Here is a 26,993-nt window from a genome sequence, read left to right as displayed (position 1 = left end):
CCGGTACCTGCGTTCTAGTTGGGAATTAGTATGTGGCGCGACTTCGGAAGATAGCGAACATACCGGGCTGGATCGGTGGGCCCCGTTCGCCAAGGGCGGAAGTTTTTCACCTTTCTATGCACCTATCGACCTCCGCATTAACTGGGCGCAATCGGGGAGAGAGTTAAAGGCCGACATCTCCGAATACCGGGGATCTCGCGGTTGGGGTTATCAGTGGAGTGCTGCGCTCAATGGACACGAATGGTACTTCCGCCCGGGCCTTACTTGGCCGCGCCGAACCAACGGCTTGAGCTTCCGTGTCATGCCGACCGGCTGCATCTTTGCTGACAAAGGCCCAGCGGCTTTCGTCGAGAATGACGACCCGGACGAATTGCTGGCCCTGGTTTGCCTGCTCAACAGCAAAGCCTTCGGTCTGCTGGTGTCCGTGCAGCTTGCGCGTGTCGAATTGGCGCAGTCCTTCGAGGTCGGGCTGATCCAGCAAACGCCGGTGCCCGACCTCATCCCCGCACAACGCACCCAACTCGCCGCGCTCGCCCGCCGTGCCTGGTCGCTCAAGCGCAGCCTCGACACCGTCACCGAAACCTCCCACGCCTTCCTGCTGCCGCTTGCCCTGCGACAGGCGCAGGCCGAACGGCAGGGCGCCTTCGAACCGCCCGCGATCGAAGCCGAGCTCGCCCGCATCCAGGCCGAGATCGACGACATCGCCTTTTCACTCTACGGCTTCTCCGCCGCCGACCGCGCCGCAGCGCTGGGTGGCACTGGCGGCGAGGCCAGTGACGGCGATGCCGCCGAGGACGCGGACAGCGAGAGTGATGAGGATGAGGCCGTCGACGACACCCCGAGCGCCGACGCGCTGCTGTCCTGGGCCGTCGGCGTCGCCTTCGGCCGCTTCGACATCCGGCTCGCCACCGGCGAACGCGCCGCCCCGCCCGAACCCGAGCCCTTCGACCCGCTGCCCGCGAAAAGCCCCGGCATGCTGCCCGACGGCGACGCGCCCTTCCACGCCCACGCCGGCATCCTGGTCGACGACCCCGGTCATGCCCACGACCTGGTCGGCATCGCCGAGCGCGTGCTGGAGCGGGTGGACATGCCGGTGCCGGCCGAGCTGCGCCGCTGGTTGCAGAAGGACTTCTTCCCCTTCCACCTGCAGCGCTACTCCAAGAGCCGCCGCAAGGCGCCGATCTACTGGCCGCTGTCCACCGCCTCCGGCAGCTACACGCTGTGGCTGTACTACCCCAGCCTCACCCGCCAGACGCTGTACACCGCCATCAACGACTTCGTCGAACCCAAGCTCGCCGAGGTCGAAACCGAAGCCGCCACCCTGCGCAGCAAAGCCAGCGCCCGCAGCCGCGACGAGGAAAAGCGCCTCGAAGCGCTGACCGCACTGCAAGCCGAACTGCGCGACCTGCGCGACCAGCTCCAGGCCATCGCCCCGCAGTACCAGCCCAAGCACGACGACGGTGTCCAGATCACCGCCGCCCCGCTGTGGCCGCTGTTCCGCCACAAGCCGTGGCAGAAGCTGCTCAAGGACACCTGGGCCAAGCTGGAGAAAGGCGACTACGACTGGGCCCACCTGGCGATGACCTACTGGCGCGAACGCGTGCGCGACAAGTGCCGGCACGACAAGTCGCTGGCGATCGCGCATGGGCTGGAAGATCTGTATGTGGAGCCGCCTGCGGCGCCGAAGAAGGCGCGGGGGCGGAAGACCAGCAAAGAGCTGGAGGCGTGATGCTGGACTATGCGGATGCGACGCGGCGTCATTGGGACGACGGGCTGTTCTTGCTGGAGGACCGCCGGTTGGCCAATGCGGACCATCTCTTCGGCCTCGCGGCCGAGTGCGCGCTCAAGGCGGTGATGCTGCCCTTGGGCATGAAGCTCAGGCCCAGTGGAGCACCGGAGGACAAGCGACACGGCCACATCGACCGGTTGTGGGACGAGTTCGGTGCCTTCGTCTCCAGCCGTGGCGGCGCCCGTTACGGCGCATTGTTGAGCGCGTACCAGAACCCGTTCGCCGGCAGTTGGAAGGTGGATCAGCGCTACGATTCGCGCTCGGGATTTACCCTGGCAGGGGTGGCGTCACATCGGGACGGCGCCCAAACCGCGAAGCGCTGCCTGGATGCGGCGGTACTGGATGGAGTCATTGCATGACGAACACAGCGAACATCGTGTTTCAGCAAGCGCTGGAAACAGCACTGGGGATCACGGAAGCGCTTGGCACCGCACTGGGCAATGAAATCGTCCTGGTGCGCGACCTGCGCGGGCGTATCCGTCCGGTCTTGCCGACCAAGAAAAAAAAGGATTGGCCGGAGCTGGACAAATATCGCTCCGATCTCTCGGCGCAGTTGGGCGCCTACGCATTCGATGCCGCACGTTCCGTGCTCTTCAGGGATGAATTGACCGAGCCCGATGTCGTCCTGAGCGAACGCCGGCTACTGAAGCAGCGCAACGGCCTCAGCATCTACCTCCTGGATCGCCAGATCATCGGCCAGGATTGGATGCGAGATGCCCTGCAGCGCACAACGACCAACCCACGGGTGACTTTCTTTGGTCTCAAGGGCGGCGTTGGCCGCTCCACTGCCTTGGTCAATTGGGCCTGGCATCTGGCCGAGCAAGGCAAGAAGGTATTGGTCTTCGACCTGGACCTGGAGTCGCCCGGCATCAGCAGTTCGTTGCTGCCGCCGGATCGTCTGCCCGACTACGGCGTGGTGGACTGGTTTGTCGAGGACGGCGTGGGGCAAGCGCACGTGGTGGAGGGCGAGTTGCTCGTCCGTAGCCCGCTCGCCCAGGGGCTGGACGGCGAAATCTCCGTCATCCCCGCCTACGGCGCCAGGACGGAAGACTATCTCCCCAAGCTCGCCCGCTGCTATGCCGAATTCAGCGGTGACCAGCCGGAGTCATGGGCCGAGCGCTTGCAGAAGTTCGTGGAGCGAATGGAAAAGCAGTACGCGCCGGACGTGGTGATTCTGGATAGCCGTGCGGGCCTGCATGACATCGCGGCGGTACTGGCCACCCGGATGGAAGCCGTTACCCTGCTGTTTGCCATCGACACGCCACAGACCTGGAGGGGCTACGAACTACTTTTCAAGCATTGGCGCAGCCACCCACACCTGACGACATTCCGGACCAACCTGCAGGTTATTGCCGGCATGGTTCCGGACACCGGACGAGATGCCTATTTGCAGGGGTTCAAGGAGCACGCGTGGGATATCTTCCGCGACAACCTCTACGATGTGACGGGACCGGACGACCTGGATACCTTCTCCTTCGATCTGGACGATGAGTCTGCCCCCCACGCACCGGTGCCCATTTTCTGGCATCGCGCGCTGATGGAGTTCGATCCTTCCAAGGGGGGTATCGACCGCAAGACAGCGGAAGAGGCGTTTTCCCTTTTCTTCGAGCAGGCCGATCGTCTGCTTGCCACAACCGATCAAGATTAGCCAGCCATGAGCGCCTACCTTTTTCCCCATCGCTTCCGCGCAGGCTTGATTGCCGCACTGCCTGAGGATACGGCCCAGTTCGATGAAACGCCCGCCGCGCGTCATCTGTACCTGCCTGCCTCACACGCCAAGGCATTGCATCCGAATACCACCCTGATTCAGGGGATGCGCGGATCCGGAAAGAGCTTCTGGTTCGCCGCGCTGCAATCTGGCGACCTCCGCGCGCTGCTTGGTTCGGATACCGGCTTGAGTGCCGAAACAGTCGTTTCGGTCGGCTTCGGTCAGCGGCCGCTTGGAAAGCAGTTTCCCAGCAAGGGGACGCTGAAAGCGCTGCATGAATCAGGGATCGATCCGCAGCAGATCTGGTCTGCAGTCGTTTTTCAGCAGCTATTGGGGGCGGATGCACCCCAGCAGTTCGTGGCACTCGAGAATTGGCAGGCCCGCGTCCAGTGGATGACCGATCATCCGGAGGTCGTTGATGAATGCTGGTACCAGGCGGATACGAAGCTTGAACGGCAAGGGCAGTACCACATCGTGTTGTTCGATGCCCTGGATCGGACGGCGGATGATTGGCCGACGATGAACCGGCTGGTCCGTGGTTTGCTGCAGGTCGTTCTGGATACGCGGGCTTTCCGGCGTATTCGCCTGAAGGTATTCGCCCGGCCGGATCAGCTCGAAGACCCCATCGTGGCGAACTTTCCCGACGCATCGAAGGTGCTCAATCAGAAGATCGTCCTGGAGTGGCCCCGTCGCGAGCTGTATGGACTGCTTTGGCAATACCTGGCGAATGAGCCGGAGCATGGCGAGCCGTTCAGAAGTGGTGTGCAGGCCATGCTGCCCAACATCCAGTGGAAGCAGGAGGATGGGATATGGCTGGTGCCGGCGGGGCTCAGGCGTAGTGAGGAGATGCAAAAGTCGGTCTTCCATGCATTCACGGGCCCATGGATGGGAAGGGACAAGCGAAGGGGGTTCCCTTACTCATGGCTCCCCAGCCATCTCGGCGATGCGCGTGGCGAAGTCAGCCCGCGCAGTTTTCTTTCGGCGCTGCGACATGCTGCGCAGGATGAGCCGAGGGTGAATCAAGAGTTTGCCCTGCATTACGAAAGCATCAAACGGGGCGTCCAGGAAGCGTCCAAGATTCGGGTGCGAGAGCTCGAGGAGGACTACCCTTGGGTGAGGCCTTTGTTCGAACCATTGGCCGGCATTACCGTGCCATGTCATTTCGATGAGATCTCGCGCGTTTGGAGGCAGCAGCGTGTGGTGGAGGAGCTCGAGCGTGGCATCGCGGATCAGGCCGTTCGCCTTCCTCCCAGCCGTGTCTCGGAAGGCGAGGACGGTGTCCTTCTGGATTTGATTGAGCTGGGCTTGGTCGAGCGTTTGAAGGATGGCCGTATCAACCTTCCTGACGTTTATCGCGTGGGCTATGGCATGGGGCGCCGGGGTGGCGTTCGCCCTGTAGCGGGTTAGCGTGACGAGGCTCTGGCGACAGTGGGGCCTGAACCCAGGAGTCGGTTTTTTCCTGCAGAGAATGGCGGTGAATGGTGATGAACACTGACCTTGAACAGCGCATCACCTTCAACCTCCGGCAGTGCGGGGGGCTGCCCTGCATCCGTGGTTTGCGAATCCGGGTGGCGGATGTGCTCGAAATGCTTGCCCAGGGGGTCGAGCAGGCTGAGATCCTGGCCGACTTCCCCGACCTGGAGGCGGCAGACATCAGGGCATGCCTGCATTTCGCCGCCCGCCGCGTTGCCATCGTCAGGCTGGCGGCGTGACCTTCTGGATTGATGTGCAGCGGTCGTCGGACGGTACCTGAAACAACCGCCTGCTCGGTTTGTGGCGCACAAAACGCCGTTTCATGCGCCGCAAGCTGCGTAGTCGCTCATACATGATCTACAAGAAGACAAGAATCGCATGAGTATCGAGACCTTCATTCGCCAGGACATCCTCGCCCCCCGCCTCGCGAAGCGCGGCGTGCTGGTGGTGTACGACCCGCAGCACCGTTACCGCGCCGTGTGCCAGGGCATGGAGGACGAGCAGTGTCGGGTGGTCGATGCCAGCGAGAGCAGCATCCTGAGCCGCGAGGCGGCGAGCCAGGCCCTGGTGGCGCTCGGCAAGGGGGCGCTGAACGGACTGGTGATCTACGTACCTGCCGCCGCGCCCGTAGCGGACGAAGAGCGCCAGCGCGACCCCTTTGCCGCTTTTGCCGCGTGCGGTGAGACCTTCCCGAACGGTGACAGCGACAGCTTCGAGAGCCTGTGCCTGAAGGCGAAGCCGGATCACGGCATGGCGATCCGCAAGCTCTTCGAGGCGGAGTCGAAGCCGAGCTTCGCGGTCATCGATGCCGTGGGCGGTGGCCTGGGCTGGCCCAACCTGCGGGCGCTGCTCGGGGTCGAGTCCGGGCGCGACATCCTGCTGGCGCTGCTGGCGCCTAGCGCCCGCCAGGACGAGGCCTTGAAGGGCGCGGAAGCCTGGGGCGCGGAAGCGCGTGACCTGCTCAAGACCAGCCTCGGCCTGGCGCTGAAGACGCGCGGCAAGACCTGGTCGTCGATCGCCGACGAGCTGTGGCGCTTCGTGTTGTTCAGCGAGTTCGTGTTCGATCTGCCCGAGGCCTTGCCGGCGGCACTCGCCGACATCCCGCAGGCACCGGTGAGCGCACGCCCGGTGATCGAGGGCTTGTGCGAAGACCTGCGCAACAACCGCCGCACGCAGTCCATCTACATCGACCGCGCCGAGGAGATCGAGCGCGAGCTGTCCTTGCCCGCGCACTGCCACAGCCTCAAGAACCTGGGCCAGCGCGACACCTTCCCCTTCGAGGAACGCACCTTCCTCGCCAACGCCATCGAGGCCAGCCTGCGCGACGACATCGACCTGGTACGGACGATCCTGGCGCAGCACGAGCGCTCGGTGTGGACCGGCAAGGGCGAGAGCCGGGCGCAATGGGATCTGGTGCGCGCTGCCGTGGAGTTGTCGCTGGCCTGCGAGGACCTGGACCGCCAGTTGCCCGACCACGCGCAAAGTCTGGAGCGCCTGCTCGCCTTCTACATCGGCGCGCTGCGCGAGGTCGATCGCCTGCATCGGGAGTTCGAACAGGCGGTTAGCGACTTCGATTGGCAGGACACCAACGGCACGATGACGCCGATCAAGCAGCAAGCCCGCAAGCGCTACGGCAAGCTGGTCGAGCGGGTGCAGATGGTGTTCACCCGGCACCTGCAGGCGAGCGGCTGGCCGCTGCCCGATTACCTGTCCAACGCCGATGTGTTCGATCGCGTGGTGGCCCCCAAGCTGCAGCACAACGGCCACCGCGTGGCCTACCTGATGATCGACGCGCTGCGTTTCGAGTTGGGCGTGGCGCTGGAAAAGCAGCTCGCCGAGGACGGGGTGGTCGAGTTGAAGCCGGCGTTGGCGCAACTGCCCAGCGTGACCCCGGTCGGCATGGCCAGCCTGCTGCCGGGCGCAGGGCAGACACTGACGCTGAGCAAGCAGGGTGACAGCATCGTGCCGATGCTGGGCGAGCAGGCGATCACGACGGTGGCGCAGCGCATGGAGGTGTTCCGCCGGCGCTATGGCCAGCGTTTTGCCGAGGGGCGCCTGGAAGACTTCGTGCGCGACCGTGTCGACTTCGGCAAGGACGTGGACCTGCTGGTGCTGCGTGCGGTCGAGATCGACAGCCACTTCGAGAACCACCCGGACACCGCGCCGGCCGAGATCACCAACGCCCTCAAGCGTATCCGCAAGGCGATCCACAAGCTGATCCAGCGCGGCTTCAGCGAGGTGGTGATCGCCACCGACCACGGCTTCTTCATGAACACCCATGCCGGCGCCGGCGACGTGTGCGCCAGGCCCGCCGGCAACTGGATCGCGGTGCATGAGCGCTGCGCGCTGGGTGACGGTGGCGCCGATGCCCACCACTTCGAGATGAGCGCGGACAAACTCGGCATCCGCGGCGACTTCGCCCGCTTTGCCGGGCCGCTGAGCCTGGCGGCGTATCGCGCCGGCCTGCTCTACTACCACGGCGGCGCCTCGCTGCAGGAGTGCGTGGTGCCGGTGATCACGATGCAGTTGAAGGCCGCCGAGCAACCCGCGTTGACGCAGGCTGCGGTGGCGCTGCGCTACAAGAACGGCGCGAAGCGGGTGACGACGCGGGTGCCGGTGATCGACCTCGCGGTGGATGCGGTCGACATGTTCTCGACCGAGAGCGTGTTCGAGATCCTGCTGGAGGCGCACAACGCCAAGGGCGATGTGGTCGGTGAGGCCAAGGCCGGCGGCGTGGTGAATCCGGCCACCGGCACGCTGACCCTGCGCGCGGGCGAGAAGGCCCAGGTGACGCTGAAGATGCAGATGGAGTTCGAGGGCAAGTTCAAGGTCAAGGCCCTGAACCCGAAGACCAACGCGATCTACGCCCAGATCGAGCTCGAAACCGATTACGCGGTTTGAGTGATGGCGCCACCCGGCGAGGGACTGGATTGATGGATACCCTGGACGAGAAGCTGACCTCGATCTTCGACGGCAAGGTCGTGCGCAAGGACCTGCTGCACCGGATCAAGAAGGGCACCAACGTGCCGACCTTCGTGCTCGAGTTCCTGCTCGCGCGCTTCTGCGCGAGCGACGACGCCGCCGAGATCCAGGCCGGCATGGAGGCGGTGCTCGATACGCTCAACGAGAACTACGTGCGCCCGAATGAAGCCAATGCCGCGCAGTCGCGGGTGGCGACCAAGGGCAAGCATCGTTTCATCGACAAGGTGCACGTCAACTACGTCGAGAAGGACCGCCGGCACTGGGCGGCGCTGGAGAACTTCGATTCGCGCCGAGTGGCGATCAGCGAGAAGTTCTACCGCGACAACGACCGCCTGCTGCAGGGCGGGCTGTGGGCCGAGGTGACGATCGCGTTCAACGAGATCGAGGAGGACGGCTACACCTTCTACGTCGAGGATCTGCGTCCGATCCAGCTCGCCCGCTTCGACTTCGAGCGCTACAAGGAAGGCCGCGCACAGTTCAGCCGCGACGAATGGCTGGACGTGATCCTGCGCTCGGTCGGCCTGGAGCCGGGCAAGCTCAGCCACCGGGTGAAGATGCACTTCGTCGCCCGCCTGGCGCCGCTGATCGAGGCGAACTACAACTTCATCGAGCTGGGGCCGCGCGGCACCGGCAAGTCCTACTTCTTCAGCGAGTTCTCGCCCTACTCGACGCTGATCAGCGGTGGCCAGGCCACCAAGGCGACGCTGTTCTACAACAACCAGCGTCGCAAGATCGGCCTGGTCGGCTACTGGGACACGGTCGCCTTCGACGAGGTCGGCGGCATCAAGGTGAAGGACCAGGACACCATCCAGATCATGAAGGACTTCATGGCCAACGGGCGCTTCTCGCGCGGCGTGGAGGTGATCGCCGACGCGTCGATGGCCTTCGTCGGCAACCTGGACCTGTCGGTCGAGCAGATCGTGCATTCCGAGGTGTACGACCTGTTTCAGCCGCTGCCCAAGGAGTTCGACCTCGCGGTCCAGGATCGCTTCGCCTGCTATCTGCCGGGCTGGGAGATGCCCAAGAACAGCAGCGAATTCCTGACCAGCCACTACGGCTTCATCACCGATTACCTGGCCGAGGCCTTCCACCACCAGCTCAAGCAGACCAACCGCTACGAGGAGGTCAGCAAGCGGATCCGGCTCGGCAAGGCGGTCGAAGGCCGCGACGAGAAAGGCATCAAGAAGTCGGTGTGCGCCTTCCTGAAGATCCTGCACCCCCACGGCCCGCCATCGGATGCCGAGTTCGATGAATACGTCGCCTACGCGGTGGAGATGCGCCGCCGGGTGAAGGAGCAGATGAACAAGCGCAAGACCGACGACGAGTTCGGGCGCATCAACCTGTCGTTCATCAACAGCGCCGGCGAAGACGTGGTCGTCTACTGCCCCGAGTCACGCACCGCCACGGCCACCCAGGAGCCGAGCAGACGGAACATTCACACGTCGTCCGAGCAGGGCGTCACGCCGCCTGCAGCGCCGATCGCCACGCCGGCGGCCGTGGCGGCGGCACCCGCTGCCGCCCAGCTGCCGCCCGCTGGCGAAGCCGCGCCGTCACCGCCGAGCGAACAGCATTTCACCATCCATTACGGGGATACCGGTTACAGCTACGAGGCGATCGTGCTGCCCTACCTGGCGGGTGCCAAGCACGTCGAGATCGAGGACCCCTACATCCGCGCGACGCACCAGATCCACAACTTCGTGCGCTTCTGCGAAACGGTGATCAAGGCCCCGGGTGTGCGCAAGATCAGCCTGACCACGAGCTACGACGACGGCACCGACCTGAAGGAGGTCGCCGCGCGGCTGGACGAGCTCAAGCAGAGCCTGCTTGAACTGGACGTCGCACTGGACGTGAAGGTGAACGAGAACCTGCATGACCGCGAGATCCGCATCGACAACGGCTGGGTGATCAAGATCGGCCGTGGCCTGGATTTTTTCCAGAAGCCGGACAGCTGGTTCGGCATCGGCGCGAACGACCTGAGTTTGCGCCGATGTCTGGAGACCAAGGTCGACGTCTTCAAGGCATGAACTGTGCCGGCGCCGTCGCGCGCCCCTGCCGCGCCCACGCCAGCGCATCCTCGAGCCGGTCGTTGCCCCAGAACAGCTCGTCGCCGACGCGGAAGCTGGGCGCCCCGAACAGACCGAGCTCGGCGGCGCGTTCGGTCTGGCAGCGCAGGGCGAGCTTGTTGGCGGCGCTCTGCGCGCGCGCGAGCAGCTCGGCGGCCGGCAGGCCGAGGTCTTCGAGGATCGCCCCGATCACCGCCGGCTCGCCGATCTCGCGGTCTTCGGCGAAGTTGGCGGTCATCACCGCGCGCGCGAACGGCCCCACCCAGCCTTCATGGGCGCCGAGCAGCGCCACCCGCGCGGCGAGCAGGCCGTTGCGCGGAAAGCGGCTGGGGTGGTGGAAGGGTAGCCCCTGCTTGGCGGCGAGGCGCTCGAGATCGCGCCACATGTAGCGTCCCTTGGGCGGGTAGATGTTGAACGGCGAGTCGTTCCAGCCCAGCGCCATGAACACCGGGCCGAGCAGGAAGGGGCGCCACTCGATATCCACCCTGGCGGCCTGCGCCGCCGCTTCGATGCGCATCACGGACAGGTAGGAATAGGTGCTGGCGAACTCGAACCAGAACTCGACGACCGGACGGGACATGGGCACGGCTCCGCAACAGGGACGCCGCCACTATAGAGCATCGGCCCCGGGCACGCGCCCCCGGGCCGAGCGCTGCAGCTCAGGCCGGCCGGTTCGCCACCCAGATCCCGGTGCCGACCAAGGCGAGCGCAGCGAACACCGCCGGAGTGAGCGGCTCGCCGAGGAGCACGCCGCCGGCCAGCACCCCCATCACCGGGGTCAGGAAGGAAAACGACGACAAGCGCGTCGCCGGGTACTCCCGCACCAGCCAGAACCAGGCGAGGTAGGACGCCCCGGCGACGATCACGGTCTGGAACAGCAGGCCCGCCCACACCAGCGGGGTCGGCGCGAACACGCCGGGCTCGCCGAGGGCATACGACAGCGGCGGCAGGGCCAGCGCCGAAACCCCGAGCTGGTAGAGCAGGGTCTTCTCCGCCGAGGCCCGCGCCAGCGCGCTGGCCTTCACCGTCAGCGTCGTCGCCGCCCACAGCAGCGCGGCGACCACGATCATCAGGTCGCCCATCCAGGCTTCGCCCGCCGGCACGAACAGGTGCTCACCGAACAGCACGATGATCCCGGAAAACGCCATCGCCATCCCCGCCCACTGGGCGCGGCGCATGTGCTCGTGCGGCAACAACCAGACCGCACCGAGGGCGACGAAGAAGGGCGCGGTGTACAGGAAGATCACGCCGCGCGAAGCCGAAGTGAGCTGCAGGCCGAGAAAGATCAGCGCGAACTCGGCCGCGAACAGCAGCCCGGCGAACAGCCCCGGCAGCAGCGTGCGGTCGCGCTCGAACAGCCTTACGCCGCGCAGCGCCGCCCAGCCGAATACGATCGCCGTGGCGCCGAGCGAGCGCACGCCGGCCTGCCACACCGGCGAGATGCCGACGCTGGTGAGCTTGATCGCCACCTGCTGCAGCCCCCAGATCGTGCACAGCAACACCATCAGGCCGATCGCCAGGCGGTCGAGCTCATGCTTGGGCGTCGGGCTCATTTCGCCTCTTCGCCACGCCCGGCGCGTTCGCCGGAGACTTCCTCCGCGACCGGATCGAGGGCGACGCCGGCATCCTCCTCCCGGCACGCCTCGTCGATCCCGGCATCGCCGGCCACGGTCCGGGCGGGCGCGGCCCCGTCTTCACCGTCTTCACCCTCGTCACCCTCGCCACCGATCCCGCTGGCCATCGCCGCCCCGGCGGCAAGCGTGGCGGCTCCTGCGGCGGCGGCCTGCGATGCGGCCGCGCCATCCCGCCGGTCATCGGCGCCAGGCCTGCCGTCCGGCCCCGGAGCGGAGTCTTCGTCCACCTGCAAGGCCTCGATGCGCTGCCGGAACAGCTCGCGCGACGACGCCGGAGCGAGCTTTTCGTAGCCGGCGGACAGGTGCTCGGAGAGCGCCTTGTAGGAACCCGCCATCGACACGAACAGAGTCGCGGTCTGGTCGAAATGCGCCGCGACCTCCGCGCGGTAGCGGTCGACTTCGTTCTGCTGCCGGCCCAGCTCGGCTTCCAGCTCGTCGATGCGCGCCTTCCCGGCGCCGAAGCGGCGGCCGACGAAAAAGCCGATCAGGGCCGCGACGATGACGGCGGAAATGGCGAGCAGCCAGGCGGTCTGTGGGGTCATGGTCTTGTCCTCCTTGCGTTCAATCGATCACCGTCACCTCGAGCGGTGCGGGAAACTGCAGCCGCGCGCGCAGCGCGCGGGTCACTTCGATGCGGCCGTCCTCGCCCACCCGCAGGCCGTGCTCGATGCCGTAGCGGCGCAGGTAGTCGCGCCAAGCGCCGCCGGCGAGGTAGGCGGGCTTGCTCGGCGCGTCCGACAGCGTGCCCGCGCCGGGACGCGGCGTGACCAGGATGGTCAGCGACTGGGTGCCGCGCGCCGGCTGGCCGCTGCGCGGATCGAGAAGGTGGGCGTAGCGTTCGCCGTCGAGCTCGAAATAGCGCTGATAGTCCCCCGACGTGCCGACTGCTTCGCCGTCGTACAGCGGCAGGGTGGCGAGCGGCGCCGGGGCACGCGGGTGCTGGATGCCGATCCGCCACGGCTGGCCGCCCTTGTCGCCGAGCGCCATGACGTTGCCGCCGATGTTGATCAACGCATTGTTCACGCCCCGTTCGCGCAGGATCGCCGCTGCGCGGTCGAGCGCGTAGCCCTTGGCGTAGCCGCCGAGGTCGAGCTGCACCGCCCGGTTGCGGCTTTCCACCCGATTGCCGTCGATGACCAGATCGGCCATCTGCGGGCGTGCCGCGAGCAGCGCCTGCAGCGCCGCCGGATCGGGCCGCCGGGGCACGAACGTGTCGGTGTGAAACCCCCACAGCGCCACCAGGGCGCCGAGGGCGGGGTTGAACAGCTCGTCGCCGGTGGCGGCGATGCGCTGCGCATCGGCGAGCATCGCCGCGAGCTCATCGGACACGGTGGCCGGCTCGCCGCGCGCGATCGCCTCGTTGAGCGCGGTCAGCTCGGACGGTTCCCAGGCGTGATAGGCGCGGTGGAGGCGGTCGAACTCGCGCAGCACCACTGCGGCCGCGGCATCGGCCTGGGCCTGGTCGGTGCCGTAGACGGCGACATCGACGCGGGTGCCGAAAACGAAGGCTTCATGGTGGAACACCTGCGGCCGCGAACAGGCGCCGAGCGCGAACGCGGCCACGAGCAGCGCCAGCAGCCGGAGCAGGGCGCCGCCGGAGCGGCGGGAAACCCTCACCGTCCCGCCTCCGCAAGCTCCCGCCGTGCCCTCGCCACCGTGCTCAGCCGCATGCCTGCTCCAGCGCGTCGATGACCCGCGCGGCGACGTCGAAGCCCTGCTGCGCGGCGATCTCGACCATGCAGGTGGGGCTGGTGACGTTGATCTCGGTGAGGTGGCCGCCGATCACGTCCAGGCCGACGATCAGCAGGCCGCGCGCCCACAGGATCGGGGCGAGGAATTCGGCGATCTCGCGCTCGCGCGCGGTCAGCGCCATCGCCACGCCGCGCCCGCCGGCGGCGAGGTTGCCGCGCGTCTCGCCCGCCTTCGGGATGCGCGCGAGCGCATAGGGCACGACTTCGCCGCCGATGATCAGCACGCGCTTGTCGCCGTCGACGATCTGCGCCAGGTAGCGCTGCGCCATGATCGTGCGCGTGCCGTCCTGGGCGAGCGTCTCGACGATGACGTTGCGGTTGGGGTCGTCGGCGCGCACGCGGAAGATCTGGCTGCCGCCCATGCCGTCGAGCGGCTTCAGGATGACGTCGCCGAGCTCGTCGATGAAGGCGTGGATGTCGGCCGGGTCGCGCGCCACCAGGGTGGTCGCGGTGAACTGGGGGAATTCGGTGATCGCGATCTTTTCGGAGTGGTCGCGCACCGCGCGCGGGTCGTTGAACACGCGCACCCCGGCCTGCACCGCGCGCTCGAGCAGCCAGGTGGCGGTGACGTATTCGAAATCGAAGGGCGGGTCCTGGCGCATCAGCACGGCGTCGAACGCGGCCAGCGGCCGCGCTTCGGCGGCGCCGGCGCGGTACCAGTCGTGATCCTCGTCGGCCAGGCTCAGCGGCACGCAGGCGGTGCCGACGACCACGCCTTCGCGCCAGGCGAGCCCGGCGCGCTGCAGCGTCCACACGGCGTGGCCGCGGCGGGCGGCGGCACGCATCATGGCGACGCTGGAGTCCTTGTAGGCCTTCAGGCCGTCGAGCGGATCGAGGATGAACAGGAGCTGGAGCGGGCGGGACATGGGCGTTTCCGGAAATCGATGCGGGAAGGAAAGGACGGCGGCGCGGCGCGGCGGGCGCCGGCCGGCGCCCCGCACGGCTCAGGCGGCGAGGCGGTCGTCGTCCTCGGCCGGCGCGGTCTCCTCGATTTCCACCGAGGCCGCGAGCAGCGCCAGGCGTGCGACCACGCCGTAGGCGTAGAAGCGGTTGGGCGGCGCGTCCGGCCCCTGGGCGCGGTCGGGCAGGGTGCAGCAGGTGTCGAAGGCGAGCGGCTTGAAGTGCATGCCCGGGGCGTTGAGGTTCTCGTCGCGCCCGCGCTCGGTATGGACGCGGTAGAAGCCGCCCACGACGTAGTGGTCCATCATGTAGACGACCGGCTCGGCGACGCCGTCCTCGACCGTCTCGAAACTGTGCACGCCTTCCTGGATGATCACTTCCTGCACCTGCAGGCCTTCCTTCACCACCGCCATCTTGTTGCGCTGGCGGCGGTTGAGGCCGACCACTTCGGAAGCGTCCTTGACCGTCATCACGCCCATGCCGTAGGTGCCGGCATCGGCCTTGACCACCACGAAAGGCTGGTCGGTGACGCCATACTCCCGGTACTTGGCGCGAATCCGGGCCAGCAGCGAGTCGACCTGGGCGGCGAGGCATTCCTCACCGGTGCGCTCCTGGAAGTTGATCTGGCCGCAGACGCCGAACTCGGGATTGATCCGCCACGGGTCGATGCCGATCTCCGCGGCGAAGGCGCGCGCGACGCGGTCGTAGCACTCCGCATGCCGCGACTTGCGCCGCGAATGCCAGCCGGCATGCAGCGGCGGGATCAGCCATTGCTCGTCGAGCCCCTTCAGCGGCGCCGGAATACCGGCCGAGAGGTCGTTGTTGAGCAGCACCGCGCAGGGGTCGAAGCCGTCCACGCCGATGCGGCTGCCGCTGCGGCGCAGCGGCTCCAGGGTCAGGGTGGTGCCGTTGGCCAGTTCGAGCACGGTGGGCGCGACGATCTCGGGCAGCAGGCTGCCGATGCGCACTTCGACGCCGGTCAGGCGCAGGATCGCCACCAGCTTGGCGACGTTCTGCAGGTAGAACTGGTTGCGGGTGTGATTCTCCGGGATCAGCAGCAGCTTGCTCGCCTCCGGGCAGATGCGCTCGATCGCCGCCTGCGCCGCCTGCACGCACAGCGGCATGAAGGCGTCGTTGAGGTTGTTGAAGCCGCCGGGAAACAGGTTGAGATCGACCGGGGCGAGCTTGAAGCCGGAATTGCGCAGGTCGGTCGAACCGTAGAACGGCGGCAGATGGTCCTGCCACTGGGCACGGAACCATTTTTCGATGTCGGTGGCGTTGTCGAGGAACTGGCGTTCCAGTTCGAGCAGCGGGCCAGTGAGGGCAGTGGTGAGGTGGGGAACCATGGATGTCTCTCGGGAGGACGCTGCGGCGGGGCGGTCCGCAGCGAATGGATTGGCCGGAATGTTACACCAAGGCCTGCGCCCGCCGGCGCGCGTGGCGCGCGCTTCACCCCGGCCACGGATTATGGCTTCATATGTCCTCCTCCGGCGCGCCCGTCCGCTCCGCAGGCCGGCGCCGGCGACGGGGGGAACGCCCGGCCGCCACCGGCAGCGCGCGTCATTCTTTGCAGGAGTGCCCGACCGTGAATCCGCCCCTCCTCCCGCCCCTCCTCCCGCTGCCCTCCCCGCCCGCCCTTCCGGGCACGGAGCCGCCCGCCGCCGCCGCGCTGCCGCAGACGCCGCGCTGCGCCCTGCGCGCGACCATCGAAGACGCCTGGCGCACGCCCGAGCCGGCCTGCGTGCCGCCCCTGGTCGAGGCCGCACGCCTCGACTCCGGGAGTGCGGCCCGGGTCCAGGCGCTGGCACGGGAGCTGGCCACCGGACTGCGGGCGGCACGCAGCCACGCGGGCGGCGTCGATGCGCTGATGAGCGAGTTTTCCCTGTCGAGCGCTGAAGGCGTGGCCCTGATGTGCCTCGCCGAAGCCCTGCTGCGGGTGCCGGACCGGGCCACCGCGGACCGCCTGATCCGCGACAAGCTGGCCGGCGGCGACTGGCACGCCCATCTCGGCCACAGCCCCTCGCTGTTCGTCAACGCCGCCGCCTGGGGGCTGCTGATCGGCCGCCGCCTGCTCGCCCCGCACGACCGTGCCGGCCTGTCCGCGGCCCTTACCCGCCTGCCCGGCCGCGGCGGCGAGGCCCTGATCCGCAAGGGCATGGACCTGGCGATGCGCCTGCTGGGCGATCAGTTCGTCACCGGCCGCGACATCGGCGAGGCCCTGCGGCACAGCCGGGGGCCCGCGAAACGGGGCTACCGCCATTCCTTCGACATGCTCGGCGAAGCAGCGATGACCGCGGCCGACGCCGAACGCTACTTTGACGCCTACGCAGCGGCGATCCACGCCATCGGCCGGGATGGCGCCAGGCGCGGCGTGATCGACGGCAACGGCATCTCGGTGAAGCTGTCCGCGCTCCATCCCCGCTACACCTGGTCGCAGCGCGAGCGCGTGCTCGCCGAGCTGCTGCCGCGCCTGCATGCGCTGTGCAGGCTCGCCCGCGGCTACGACATCGGCCTTAACATCGACGCCGAGGAAGCCGACCGCCTCGACCTTTCGCTCGACCTCCTCGAAGCCCTCGCGGCCGACGACACCCTCGCCGGCTGGCAGGGCCTGGGCTTCGTCGTCCAGGCCTACCAGAAGCGCGCCCCCAGGGTGCTCGACTTCGTCATCGCCCTCGCCCGCCGCAGCGGCCGGCGCCTGATGGTGCGCCTGGTCAAGGGCGCCTACTGGGACGCCGAAATCAAGCGCGCCCAGGTCGACGGCCTCGCCGGCTACCCGGTGTATACCCGCAAGGCCTATACCGACGTCGCCTACCTCGCCTGCGCGAAACAGCTGCTCGCCGCGCGCGACGCGGTGTACCCGCAATTCGCCACCCACAACGCCCACACCCTGGCCGCGGTGTTCCACCTCGCCGCCGCCGACGGCCGCACCTGGCAGCCGGGCGACTACGAGTTCCAGTGCCTGCACGGCATGGGCGAAGCGCTCTACGACCAGATCGTCGGCCACCCCGAGCGCCACCGCCTGGTGCGCATCTACGCTCCGGTCGGCACCCACCGCACCCTGCTCGCCTACCTGGTCCGCCGCCTGCTCGAAAACGGCGCCAACACCAGCTTCGTCAATCGCGTCGTGGACCCGGACATCCCGATCGGGGCGCTGATCGCCGACCCCGTCGAACACACCGCTCCGCTCGCCGGCGCGCCGCACCCGGACATCGTCCTCCCGGCCGCCCTGTTCGGCGCCGCACGGACCAATTCCACCGGCTTCGATCTGGCCAGCGAAACGGTGCGCGCCCGCCTCGCGGCCGCCCTCGCACAGTCGCGCTCGATGCGCTTCGACGCCGCACCGCGTCCGCCTGCCGCAGCCGCGGCAACCGGCGCCCCCGGGCCCGCCTCCGCCCCCCCGCCGCCGGGCGCACGGCCGGTGCGCAATCCGGCCGTACACGGCGAGATCGTCGGCTACGTGCTCGAGGCCGACTCCGCCACCGTCGAAGCGGCGCTCGCCGCCGCCCAGGCCGCCGCCCCCGGCTGGGCCGCCCGTTCCGCCGCCGCGCGCGCGCAGATCCTGCTGCGCGCCGCCGAGCGCTACGAGGCGAAGGCCGACACCCTGTTCGCGCTGGCGGTGCGCGAGGCGGGCAAGACCTGGGCGAGCGCGGTCGCCGAGCTGCGCGAAGCGGTCGACTTCCTGCGCTACTACGCGCAGCAGGCGCAGCACTTCGACGCCGCGAGCCATCCGCCGCGCGGCCCCGTGCTGTGCATCAGCCCGTGGAATTTCCCGCTGGCGATCTTCACCGGCCAGCTCGCCGCCGCCCTCGCCGCCGGCAACCCCGTGCTCGCCAAACCCGCCGGGCAGACGCCGCTGATCGCCGCGTGCGCCGTCGCCCTGCTCCACGAAGCCGGCATTCCCACCGACGTGCTGCAGCTGCTGCCCGGCCGCGGCGAAGTCGTCGGCGCCGCGCTGGCGGCCGATGCGCGCGTGCGCGCAGTGATGTTCACCGGCTCCACCGCGGTCGCCGTGCACATCAACCGCGCGCTCGCGGCACGCGGCGGCAACGTGCCGCTGATCGCCGAGACCGGCGGCCAGAACGCAATGATCGTCGACTCCACCGCGCTGCCCGAACAGGTCGTGGCCGACGCGCTTGCCTCCGCCTTCGATTCGGCCGGCCAGCGCTGCTCGGCACTGCGCGTGCTGTGCCTGCAGCACGACATCGCCGACGACCTGATGCGGATGCTGTGCGGGGCGCTCGACGAGCTGCGGATCGGCGACCCGGCCGACGTGCGCACCGACCTCGGCCCGGTGATCGACGCCGCCGCGTGCAGCGGGCTGGAAGCCCACGTCGCCGCGATGCGGGCAGCCGGAGCGGCGGTCACGCGCCGGCCCCTGCCCGCCGCCTGCGCACACGGCACCTTCATCGCCCCGACGGTGATCGAGATCGCCCGCCTGTCCGAGCTTCGCGGCGAACACTTCGGCCCCGTCCTGCACGTGCTGCGCTACCACGCCAGCGAACTCGACGCGCTCGTCGATGCCATCAACGCCACCGGCTACGGCCTGACCCTGGGCGTGCACAGCCGCATCGACGAAACCGTCCGGCGCGTGGCGGCACGCGCGCGGGTCGGCAACCTGTACGTGAACCGCAACATGATCGGCGCCGTGGTCGGCGTCCAGCCTTTCGGCGGCGAAGGCCTGTCGGGCACCGGGCCGAAGGCGGGCGGGCCGCTCTACCTGCACCGTCTGCTCGCGCGCAGTCCCGGCCCGGCACTGGCCGACGGCGCGCTCGCGGTCAGCGCGGGCGACGAAGCCCGCGCCGCCGAGACCCGCCTCGCGGCCCTGCTTACCTGGCTCGATGGCGATGGCCGCACCCTGGTCACGGCCGCCGAGCACGCCGCGCTGCACGCCCGCGCCGACACCTGCCGCAGCCGTCGCCTCGCCGGCCTGACCCTGACCCTGCCCGGCCCCACCGGCGAGCACAACAGCCTGCGCTTCTGCGCCCGCGGCACCCTCGCCGGCCTGGCCTGCGACATCGCCGGCTACCTGCACCAGCTCATCGCCGCACTGGCCAGTGCGAACCGGCTGCGGACCAACGACGGAGAGACGGTGCGGCGCCTTCACGCCGCCCTACCCGCGCCGCTGCAGGCGCACCTCTGCTGCGATCCCGGCTGGTTCGACGCGGACTTCGGCGCCCTGCTCTTCGACGGCCCCGACACCGAGGCCGACGCCTGGCAGCACCGCCTCGCCGCGCGCGACGGCCCCATCGTGCCGTTGCTGCGCCCCGACCCGGACTACGATCCGGCCCGCCTCGTCCACGAACGCACGCTCAGCATCAACACCGCCGCCGCAGGCGGCAACGCGGGCCTGATGGCGATGCGCGCCTGAATGCCGGCAGGCACGGAAACCTGCCGCCGTTCCCCCTCGCCCGCGGCACAACGCCGATAATCCGCCACGCCCACGATTTCCGTCCTTCGCCCCCCATGATCACGCCCTTCCAGTCCCTGGCCTGCCCCCTCGACGGCGAGCCCCTGCAGCGCGACGGCGCCGCCTGGCGCTGCGCCGCCGGCCACAGCTTCGACATCGCCCGCCAGGGCTACATCAACCTGCTGCCGGTGCAGAGCAAACGTTCCCGCGACCCGGGCGACAGCAAGGAGATGGTCGCCGCCCGCCACCGTTTCCTCGATCCCGGCCCCGGCGCCGGGCCTTGCCAGCCCGGCCCTTACCAGCCGATCGCCGCCGCGGTCAGCCGGGCGCTGCTCGCCGATCTCGCGCCCGGCGCCGCCGCCAGCTGCCTCGACGCCGGCTGCGGCGAAGGCTACTACCTGCGCCAGCTCGCCGCCGCGGCCGGCGAACGCCACCCGCTCGCCCTGCTCGGGCTTGATATCTCGAAGTGGGCGGTGATGGCCGCGGCGAAGCAGGACAAGCGAGCGAACTGGGTAGTGGGCAGCAACGCCGGGCTGCCGGTGCAAACGGGCACCCTCGACCGGGTGCTGTGCATGTTCGGCTTTCCGGTCCACGCCGAATTCGCCCGCGTGCTCCGGCCCGGCGGCGAGCTGCTGCTGGTCGATGCCGGGCCCGACCATCTGCGCGAGCTGCGCGAAATCATTTACCCCGCGCTGAAGCCGGAACGCTCTGCAAACCCCCGGGCGCCGGACGGCTTTACCGCGCTCGCCACCGAAAATGTCCGCTACCCCTTGCAGCTGGCCGGCGCAGCGCAGATCACCGACCTGCTGGCGATGACGCCGCACCTCTACCGCGCCAGCGCCGCAGGCCGTGCCCGGGCCGCAGCGCTGAGCGCGCTGACGGTGACCGTGGACGTGCGCCTGGCGCGCTTCCGGCGGATCGCCGCGTCCTCGGCTCCCACCCCACCCGATATGCCCCCGCTTATATGACTATGTTTTACGGCATAGGAAAGTTGGGCTACGATCGGGGGCCGCGTGCGCCGGCACCTTGCGCGGTGAAGCCCAGAACCGATTCCTGCCTCCGGAGAATGTGATGATTTCCAGCCGTGACGAAGTAACCCGAACGATCCTCTCGGCCAAGGTCCGCAAGGGCATCAAGTGGGCCGATGTCGCCAAGGCCATCGGTCTGTCCAAGGAATGGACGACTGCCGGCTGCCTGGGGCAAATGACGTTCACCAAGGCCCAGGCCGAAACCATCGGCAACCTCTTCGGCCTGTCCGACGAAGCGGTCGCCTGGCTCCAGGTCGCCCCCTACAAAGGCTCACTGCCCACCGCCGTACCGACCGATCCGCTGATCTATCGCTGGTATGAGGTCGTCAACGTGTACGGCAGCACGATCAAGGAGCTGATCCACGAAGAATTCGGCGACGGCATCATGAGCGCAATCGATTTCTCGCTCGACATCCAGCGCGAGGCGGATCCGAAAGGCGATCGTGTCAACGTGGTGCTGTCGGGCAAGTTCCTGCCCTACAAGAGCTACTGAAAGACCGCCGGGAAGCGGCTGCCCCGGACCGGCGCGGGGGGCCTGTTTCCCCGCTGACGGAGAGGCCCGACCTCGAGCGCTCGATCACGGCGCTGCCGGCGCAGCACCGCGCCCCAGCGCCGAACCTCATCCGTTCGGCCCTACCCGGCCTCGCCGCCTTCCCCCGCAGCCTTGCCCGCTTCCTGCGCGGGGATCTCCAGCCCCCAGTCCCCGTACAGGTACCAGTCATCGCCGAGCATCTCCGCCGGGTGCATCGTCCGCCCGGAGCCGTTGCCGCAGCCGAGCGAATCCGCCGGACAGTACTTGTCGCACCCCCAGCAGATGCGCTCGGGATGCTTGGGATGCAAGGGGAATTTCTTGGCCATGATCGACGGACCTGCAAGACGTGGAGCGCCACATAGTTGAGTAGATTAGTCGACTATGTGGGGATGGATTTGATCTCCATCAAGCGCGCCCGACCTCGATCTCCCGATTCCCCACCGGTTTCGATGTTCCCTGTCGGCGGCCTTGCCCCCGCAGGGGGATTCCCTGCGCTGATCGTAGCGCCGCAGGGACGAGCCGGCGGGTCGCCCCTACAGCTGCCCGATCTGCAGGGTGCAGCGGCGGCCGCGGTAGGCGGCGTGGAGTCCGGCCGCATCGCGCCAGAAGAAGGCGCCCTCCAGGTAGCGCGGCCAGCGCGGCACCCCGCGCGGCGGGCCGACGAGGCGGGCGGCGGTGATCGCGAGCAGGATGTCGTGGGTGACGAAGACGTGCACTCCGGGCACCGCCCCCGCGGTGTCGAGCATGTGCGCGAGCAGGATGCGGGCGCCTTCGTCGGGCGGGCGGGTGCCGGGCAGGCCGGGGCCGCCTGCGGCCATGCGCGCCATGATGCCGGCGCTGCCCAGCGTCTCCCAGTTGTGGCGGGCGAGCGCAGCATCGACGACGTAGGCGCCGGGGTCGCCGAGGAAGCGGTCCTCGACCACCGCCCCTTCCGCCCCGGCGGCGGCACGCAGCAATTCGGCGGTCGCCAGGCAGCGCTGCAGCGGACTGCTGTGCACGGTGCGCAGGCGCCCGCGCAGGGCGGCGCCGAAGCGGCAGGCGAGTTCCTCGCCGAGGGCATTGAGCGGATGGGCGTAGCCGATGTCGCCGGGCGCGAGCGCGTCGCGCACCGAATGGCGCAGCAGCACGCACACCGCGCGATCGGCCGGCAGCGCGTCGAGCCAGCGCCAGGTGGAGCGGGGAATCGCGCCCCCCGGGGCGGTGCTGTCACCGCCGGCGATCCTGCGCGCCTCTTGCGCGGCGCACCGGTCGACGCCGGAGGCACGGCGATGAAATCCGGTTTTAGCCGCCGCCACGTTGCTTCGCCATGCTGTCCTCCGTGAAGTCCCGCCCGCCCCAGGCCCCGCCCTGCCTGCCGTCAGGGTGAAGGCAGGAAGGCGGCGAAGGCCGCCGGCAGCGGCGCGTGTTCCAGGCTGCGCTGGGTAAACAGGAAGCGGCCGTCGCAGACGAAGCCCAGATCGGCCCAGTCCACCGCGTTGAGCGCGGTGCAGAACGCCGCCAGATCGATGTCGGCGCGGCGCGGAAACACCGCCAGCACGGCGCCGTCGTAGTCGGTGCAGTCGTGCACGAAAAACGGCTGCGCGACCCGCGTCTTGCCGTTCACATAGACCCGGGGCGCGGCGCTGCGGTGGTGCAGCCGCCCCCACAGCCACCAGTTCGATTCGTCGAAGCGGGTCACCTTGCGCTGCAGCAGGCGGGCCTTGTGCGGCGCCAGCACGGCCGGCGGCGGCTCGCCCGGCTCGCTCCAGATCATGCGCCGGGTGCGTCCGCTGCTGACCGTCGACGAGCACACGAAGTCGCGGTTGCCGTGGACGTCGTCGGCGTACAGCTCGTCCGCTCCCGACACCGCGCCGACCTTGACGAAGGCGAGCTCGGCCAGGCGCAGCGGGTAGTCGCCGCGGGCGAACATCAGGTGGCCGCCGCATTCGAGGAAGTGGCGTGTCTGCCAGGCCGGTGCGGCGAGCGCAGCGTCGAGGTCGGCGCCGGTGCCGATCTCGCAATAGCGCATCGTGCGCTCGGTGCAGTCCTTCTCGAAGCGCCAGATCAGGCAGTTCGGCAGCGCATCGGGAAAGACGCGGGCGTCGCCGAGCTCGATCGCCTCGGTGATCGAGCCGGCCTCGTACAGCAGGCGGTTGAGCTTCACCGCCGAGGTCGCCTTGAGGAAGTCGCGCGGCGTGATGAAGATCAGCTCGCCGCCCGGGGCGAGCTGGCGCACGCACTTCTCGATGAAGAACAGGTAAAGATTGGAGCGCCCGTCGAGGCCGCGCCCGTGGCCGCCGCGCGCGATCAGCGCCCGGGTGGCGGGCGGGATGTCCTGGTAGCGCACGTAGGGCGGGTTGCCGATGATGGTGTCGAAGCGCTCGTGCTCGGGGTAGGCGAAGAAATCCATCGCCTGCGCTCCGGGCGGGCAGTGGTCGGCGTCCAGTTCGAGCCCGACCGCGCCCGGCAGGTAGCGCAGGAAGGCACCGTCACCGCAGGATGGCTCCAGCACCCGGCCGGCGTTGCGGCGCAGCGCCAGCATCGCGCGCACCACGCTGTCGGGAGTGAACACCTGGCCGAAGGCGGCGACGTCGCGCAGCCCGAGGGCGAGTTGAGCGCTCACCGAACGGCCCTCCCGTCGCTGCGCGACCTCCTCCCCGGGGGAAGTGAGCGTTTCCCTTCGGGCAGCCGTGCAGGCGTGCTCACTGTGCACCCCACGGCCGACGGCACGGCGGGGAAGGCAAAGCGGAGTCGGGGCAGGATCATTTCGTCGCCAATCCGGTCTGATGCGGAAAAGGCAGCACGATAAGCGCAGCGGACCCGGGGTGCAATCCCGTGCTGCCGCCGCGGACCCGCGACCGGCCCGATCCGCTTCATTCCCCCGGACCGCCAACCGGATACGGCCGATGTCGAGTTCATTTCCCGCTCCTGAACAGCGAAAAGCCCCCGCCCCTTCCGCCGACGCACTGCTCGAACTGATCGATGCCCTGGTACGCGAGTTGCAACCGGGCAGCCGCCTGCAGGCCGGGCTCGACAGCGCGCTCGACCGCGACCTCGGCCTCGACAGCCTCGCCCGCGTCGAGTTGCTCGCCCGCGTCGAACGCCGCTTCGCCGTCCATCTCGCCGCCGAAACCCTGGGCACGTGCGAAACGCCACGCCAGCTGCTGGGTGTCGTCGCGGAGGCGGCGAGCGCCCCCCTGGCGCCGCTTGCCGCTCCCGGCGCGCCCTTGACGCCGCCCCCGCCTGCGCGCGGCGAACCCGACACCGCCACCACCTTGCTGCAGGTCCTCGGATGGCACGCCGGGCGCCATCCCGAGCGCGTGCACGTGACCTTCTACGACCGCGACGAGCGCACCGAGACCCTCACGTACGGCGAACTCGCCGACGCTGCCGGACACACCGCGGGCGCCCTGTTCGCGCTCGGCCTGCACGCCGGCGACCGGGTCGCCCTGATGCTGCCCTCGGGGCTGGATTTTTTCCGCGCCTTTTTCGGCATCCTGAGCGCCGGCATGGTGCCGGTGCCGATCTATCCGCCGGCGCGCCCGAGCCAGCTCGAGGACCACCTCCACCGCCAGGCCGCGATCCTGCGCAACTGCGAGGCCCGCGCATTGATCACTTTCGAGCGCGTGCGCCCGCTGGCGCGCATGCTCGCCGGCCTCGCGCCGGCCCTCGTCCGCGTGGCGACCCCCGCCGAACTGGCCGCAGCGCCCGCAGTCCGTCCGCTGCCGGCGAGCGCGGGCGAACTCGCCCTGATCCAGTACACCTCCGGCTCCACCGGCGAGCCGAAGGGGGTCATGCTGACCCACGCCAACCTGCTCACCAACATCCGCGCCTGGGGCACGGTGGCCGCCCTGAGCCCCCGCGACGTCTGCGTGAGCTGGCTGCCGCTGTACCACGACATGGGCCTGATCGGCACCTGGATGGGCAGCCTCTACTACGCCTGCCCGCTGGTGCTGATGTCGCCGCTCGATTTCCTCGCCCATCCCGAGCGCTGGCTGTGGGCGATCCACCACCACCGCGGCACGGTGGCCGCGGCCCCGAACTTCGCCTTCGAGCTGTGTGCCAAGCGCCTCGCCGGCGCAGCCCTCGATGGCCTCGACCTGTCGTGCTGGCGGCTTGCCGCCAACGGTGCCGAGCCGGTCACCCCCGATACCCTGCAGCGTTTCGCCGCCACCTTCGCCCCCTACGGCCTGCGTGCCACCACCGTGACCCCGGTGTACGGCCTCGCCGAATGCGCGGTCGGTCTGTGCGTGTCATCGCCCGGACGGGGCGCCGTCATCGACCGCGTCGAGCGCACCGCGCTGCACCTCGGCGGTGACGCCGTGCACGCCGCCGCCGACGGCGAGGCGCTGCGCTTCGTCTGCTGCGGACCGCCGCTGCCCGGTCATGAAATACGCGTCGTCGATGGCGCCGGCCATGTCCTCCCCGAACGCAAGGTGGGCCACCTGGAGTTTCGCGGCCCGTCGGCGACCGCCGGCTACTACCACAACCCGGCGGCGAGCGCGGCGCTGTTCGACGGCGGCTGGCTCGTCACCGGCGACCACGCCTACCTTGCCGACGGCGAACTCTATGTCACCGGGCGCGCCAAGGAGGTGATCATCCGCGCCGGCCGCAACCTCTATCCTTACGACCTCGAGCAGGCGATCGGCGAGCTGCCCGGAGTACGCAAGGGCTGCGTCGCGGTGTTCGGGGTCGGCACCGACGGCGGCGAAGAGCGCCTGATCGTCATCGCCGAAACCACCGTCGACGATGTCGGCGCCCGCCACCGCCTGCAGCGCCAGATCGTCGCCGCGGCGATGGCCGAGTTCGATCTCGCCCCGAACGCGGTGATCCTTGCTCCACCGCACGCGGTGCTGAAAACCTCGAGCGGCAAGATCCGCCGCGCCGCGCTGCGCGAGGCCTACCTCCACGGCCGTCTCGGCGCCCCGCTCCGCCCGCCGTGGCTGCAGCTGCTGCGCCTGCAGCGGGCCAGCGCCCGCGCGCGGCTGCGCCGCCACCTGCAGGCCGTTCCCGCGGTCATGCGCGCGGCCTGGATGTGGGCCATGTTCGCGGCGCTGGCGCCGCTGGCGGTGGCGGCGATCCTGCTGCTACCGCGGCTCGACCAGCGGTGGACGGCGATCCACCGCCTCGCGCGCCTGTGCCACCGCCTGTGCGGCTGCCCGCTCCGGGTCGAAGGCCTGGCCCACCTTCCCGCCGCCCCCTGCATCCTCGTCGCCAACCATGCCAGCTACATCGACGGGCTGGTGCTTGTCGCCGCCCTGCCGCAGCCGGTGCGCTTCGTCGCCAAGGCCGAGCTCACCGGCAACCACGTGCTCGGCCCGCTCTTCGCCCGCATGGACACCTGCTTCGTCAATCGCGTCGACTCCCGCCAGAGCGTCGAAGACAGCCGCCGCCTCGGCGCCCTCGCACGCGCCGACGCACCGCTGCTGTTCTTTGCCGAAGGCACGTTCACCGCGCAGGAAGGGCTGCGCGAGTTCCGCCTCGGCGCCTTCCAGAGCGCCATCGAACAAGCCCTGGCGGTGGTTCCGGTCGCCCTCGCCGGCACCCGCCGGGTCTTGCGCGACGGCAGCTGGCGGCCGCAGCCGGGCGCGCTCGCGGTCACCGTCTGCCCGCCGCTGGCGCCAACGGGCGAGGACTGGCACGCCCTGCTCGCCCTGCGCGACGCGACGCGGACATCGATCCTCGCCCGCTGCGGCGAAATCGACGCCGCAGCACCGCGCTGAAGGGGCTGGCCAAGACGGCATCAC

General features: G+C 69.1%; 20 protein-coding genes. 11 read left to right on the top strand and 9 right to left on the bottom strand.

Annotated elements, in window-relative coordinates; translation table 11 throughout:
* Nucleotides 1-286: 286 nt before the first annotated feature.
* The 7 genes from MXC99_RS10585 to brxL all read left to right on the top strand — a co-directional run bounded on the left by MXC99_RS10585 (nucleotide 287) and on the right by brxL (nucleotide 9,976).
* Nucleotides 287-1,729: a BREX-1 system adenine-specific DNA-methyltransferase PglX gene (locus tag MXC99_RS10585; RefSeq protein ID WP_247725415.1), complete on the top strand. Its 1,443-nt coding sequence runs from the start codon at nucleotides 287-289 to the stop codon at nucleotides 1,727-1,729.
* Nucleotides 1,729-2,148: a hypothetical protein gene (locus tag MXC99_RS10580; protein WP_247725414.1), complete on the top strand. Its 420-nt coding sequence runs from the start codon at nucleotides 1,729-1,731 to the stop codon at nucleotides 2,146-2,148. The genes MXC99_RS10585 and MXC99_RS10580 overlap by 1 nt, the downstream gene beginning before the upstream one ends.
* A complete protein-coding gene (locus tag MXC99_RS10575) occupies nucleotides 2,145-3,437 on the top strand; it encodes a tyrosine-protein kinase family protein (RefSeq protein WP_247725413.1) in 1,293 nt (430 codons plus the stop codon). Before MXC99_RS10580 ends, MXC99_RS10575 begins: the two co-directional genes overlap by 4 nt.
* A gap of 6 nt (nucleotides 3,438-3,443) precedes the next feature.
* Nucleotides 3,444-4,904 (top strand): hypothetical protein, encoded by a 1,461-nt coding sequence (locus tag MXC99_RS10570; RefSeq protein WP_247725412.1) that lies wholly within the window; start codon nucleotides 3,444-3,446, stop codon nucleotides 4,902-4,904.
* Between the two features lie 77 nt (nucleotides 4,905-4,981).
* Nucleotides 4,982-5,209 (top strand): DUF433 domain-containing protein, encoded by a 228-nt coding sequence (locus tag MXC99_RS10565; RefSeq protein WP_247725411.1) that lies wholly within the window; start codon nucleotides 4,982-4,984, stop codon nucleotides 5,207-5,209.
* 139 nt (nucleotides 5,210-5,348) lie between these two features.
* A complete protein-coding gene (locus MXC99_RS10560; protein ID WP_247725410.1) occupies nucleotides 5,349-7,871 on the top strand; it encodes a PglZ domain-containing protein in 2,523 nt (840 codons plus the stop codon).
* A 32-nt stretch (nucleotides 7,872-7,903) separates the two neighbouring features.
* The gene (gene brxL, locus MXC99_RS10555; protein WP_247725409.1) at nucleotides 7,904-9,976 is read left to right on the top strand and encodes a BREX system Lon protease-like protein BrxL; all 2,073 of its coding nucleotides are present in this window, start codon (nucleotides 7,904-7,906) and stop codon (nucleotides 9,974-9,976) included.
* Here the strand turns inward: brxL and MXC99_RS10550 are convergent.
* From MXC99_RS10550 to gshA, 6 genes are all read right to left on the bottom strand, one after another.
* Entirely contained in the window at nucleotides 9,966-10,595 is a 630-nt protein-coding gene (locus MXC99_RS10550) for a 2-hydroxychromene-2-carboxylate isomerase (protein ID WP_247725408.1), read from the bottom strand. The two genes, brxL and MXC99_RS10550, sit on opposite strands and share 11 nt — an antisense overlap.
* Nucleotides 10,596-10,674: 79 nt before the next feature.
* The gene (locus MXC99_RS10545; RefSeq protein WP_247725407.1) at nucleotides 10,675-11,568 is read right to left on the bottom strand and encodes a DMT family transporter; all 894 of its coding nucleotides are present in this window, start codon (nucleotides 11,566-11,568) and stop codon (nucleotides 10,675-10,677) included.
* Nucleotides 11,565-12,191, bottom strand: a complete 627-nt coding sequence (locus tag MXC99_RS10540; protein ID WP_247725406.1) for a YhcB family protein — start codon at nucleotides 12,189-12,191, stop codon at nucleotides 11,565-11,567. The genes MXC99_RS10545 and MXC99_RS10540 overlap by 4 nt, the downstream gene beginning before the upstream one ends.
* A 19-nt stretch (nucleotides 12,192-12,210) precedes the next feature.
* Entirely contained in the window at nucleotides 12,211-13,236 is a 1,026-nt protein-coding gene (locus MXC99_RS10535; RefSeq protein WP_247725432.1) for an FAD:protein FMN transferase, read from the bottom strand.
* Nucleotides 13,237-13,309: 73 nt separating this feature from the next.
* Nucleotides 13,310-14,266: a glutathione synthase gene (gene gshB / locus MXC99_RS10530; RefSeq protein ID WP_247725405.1), complete on the bottom strand. Its 957-nt coding sequence runs from the start codon at nucleotides 14,264-14,266 to the stop codon at nucleotides 13,310-13,312.
* Between the two features lie 78 nt (nucleotides 14,267-14,344).
* A complete protein-coding gene (gene gshA / locus MXC99_RS10525) occupies nucleotides 14,345-15,646 on the bottom strand; it encodes a glutamate--cysteine ligase (protein ID WP_247725404.1) in 1,302 nt (433 codons plus the stop codon).
* A gap of 239 nt (nucleotides 15,647-15,885) precedes the next feature.
* Between gshA and putA the strand changes: the two genes are divergently transcribed.
* The 3 genes from putA to cynS all read left to right on the top strand — a co-directional run bounded on the left by putA (nucleotide 15,886) and on the right by cynS (nucleotide 21,228).
* Entirely contained in the window at nucleotides 15,886-19,668 is a 3,783-nt protein-coding gene (putA, locus tag MXC99_RS10520) for a bifunctional proline dehydrogenase/L-glutamate gamma-semialdehyde dehydrogenase PutA (protein WP_432654245.1), read from the top strand.
* 95 nt (nucleotides 19,669-19,763) lie between these two features.
* Entirely contained in the window at nucleotides 19,764-20,675 is a 912-nt protein-coding gene (locus MXC99_RS10515; RefSeq protein WP_247725403.1) for a putative RNA methyltransferase, read from the top strand.
* 103 nt (nucleotides 20,676-20,778) lie between these two features.
* Nucleotides 20,779-21,228, top strand: a complete 450-nt coding sequence (gene cynS / locus MXC99_RS10510) for a cyanase (RefSeq protein WP_247725402.1) — start codon at nucleotides 20,779-20,781, stop codon at nucleotides 21,226-21,228.
* 140 nt (nucleotides 21,229-21,368) lie between these two features.
* Here the strand turns inward: cynS and MXC99_RS10505 are convergent, their stop codons facing one another.
* The 3 genes from MXC99_RS10505 to MXC99_RS10495 all read right to left on the bottom strand — a co-directional run bounded on the left by MXC99_RS10505 (nucleotide 21,369) and on the right by MXC99_RS10495 (nucleotide 23,869).
* Nucleotides 21,369-21,593, bottom strand: a complete 225-nt coding sequence (locus tag MXC99_RS10505) for a DUF3079 domain-containing protein (protein ID WP_247725401.1) — start codon at nucleotides 21,591-21,593, stop codon at nucleotides 21,369-21,371.
* A 207-nt stretch (nucleotides 21,594-21,800) separates the two neighbouring features.
* The gene (locus MXC99_RS10500) at nucleotides 21,801-22,562 is read right to left on the bottom strand and encodes a histidine phosphatase family protein (protein WP_247725400.1); all 762 of its coding nucleotides are present in this window, start codon (nucleotides 22,560-22,562) and stop codon (nucleotides 21,801-21,803) included.
* Nucleotides 22,563-22,624: 62 nt separating this feature from the next.
* Nucleotides 22,625-23,869: an Eco57I restriction-modification methylase domain-containing protein gene (locus MXC99_RS10495; protein WP_247725399.1), complete on the bottom strand. Its 1,245-nt coding sequence runs from the start codon at nucleotides 23,867-23,869 to the stop codon at nucleotides 22,625-22,627.
* Between the two features lie 283 nt (nucleotides 23,870-24,152).
* Between MXC99_RS10495 and MXC99_RS10490 the strand changes: the two genes are divergently transcribed.
* Complete coding sequence (locus MXC99_RS10490) at nucleotides 24,153-26,969, top strand: AMP-binding protein (protein ID WP_247725398.1); 2,817 nt, start codon at nucleotides 24,153-24,155, stop codon at nucleotides 26,967-26,969.
* Nucleotides 26,970-26,993: the final 24 nt, after the last annotated feature.

The sequence above is a fragment of the Thauera aromatica genome (genome assembly GCF_023093595.1).
In the GTDB taxonomy this organism is placed as follows: domain Bacteria; phylum Pseudomonadota; class Gammaproteobacteria; order Burkholderiales; family Rhodocyclaceae; genus Thauera; species Thauera aromatica_A.
Note: the sequence above shows the minus strand (reverse complement) of the source record. Positions and strands in the feature narration are given on the sequence as shown.

Bases quoted from the DNA above. Each gene is read 5' to 3' on its own strand.
- brxL (WP_247725409.1), top strand. From the start codon at position 7,904: ATGGATACCCTGGACGAGAAGCTGACCTCGATCTTCGACGGCAAGGTC.
- MXC99_RS10540 (WP_247725406.1), bottom strand. From the start codon at position 12,191: ATGACCCCACAGACCGCCTGGCTGCTCGCCATTTCCGCCGTCATCGTC.
- MXC99_RS10580 (WP_247725414.1), top strand. From the start codon at position 1,729: ATGCTGGACTATGCGGATGCGACGCGGCGTCATTGGGACGACGGGCTG.
- MXC99_RS10505 (WP_247725401.1), bottom strand. From the start codon at position 21,593: ATGGCCAAGAAATTCCCCTTGCATCCCAAGCATCCCGAGCGCATCTGC.
- MXC99_RS10515 (WP_247725403.1), top strand. From the start codon at position 19,764: ATGATCACGCCCTTCCAGTCCCTGGCCTGCCCCCTCGACGGCGAGCCC.
- MXC99_RS10545 (WP_247725407.1), bottom strand. From the start codon at position 11,568: ATGAGCCCGACGCCCAAGCATGAGCTCGACCGCCTGGCGATCGGCCTG.
- MXC99_RS10490 (WP_247725398.1), top strand. From the start codon at position 24,153: ATGTCGAGTTCATTTCCCGCTCCTGAACAGCGAAAAGCCCCCGCCCCT.
- MXC99_RS10550 (WP_247725408.1), bottom strand. From the start codon at position 10,595: ATGTCCCGTCCGGTCGTCGAGTTCTGGTTCGAGTTCGCCAGCACCTAT.
- MXC99_RS10575 (WP_247725413.1), top strand. From the start codon at position 2,145: ATGACGAACACAGCGAACATCGTGTTTCAGCAAGCGCTGGAAACAGCA.
- MXC99_RS10565 (WP_247725411.1), top strand. From the start codon at position 4,982: ATGAACACTGACCTTGAACAGCGCATCACCTTCAACCTCCGGCAGTGC.
- MXC99_RS10560 (WP_247725410.1), top strand. From the start codon at position 5,349: ATGAGTATCGAGACCTTCATTCGCCAGGACATCCTCGCCCCCCGCCTC.
- gshB (WP_247725405.1), bottom strand. From the start codon at position 14,266: ATGTCCCGCCCGCTCCAGCTCCTGTTCATCCTCGATCCGCTCGACGGC.
- MXC99_RS10570 (WP_247725412.1), top strand. From the start codon at position 3,444: ATGAGCGCCTACCTTTTTCCCCATCGCTTCCGCGCAGGCTTGATTGCC.
- cynS (WP_247725402.1), top strand. From the start codon at position 20,779: ATGATTTCCAGCCGTGACGAAGTAACCCGAACGATCCTCTCGGCCAAG.
- gshA (WP_247725404.1), bottom strand. From the start codon at position 15,646: ATGGTTCCCCACCTCACCACTGCCCTCACTGGCCCGCTGCTCGAACTG.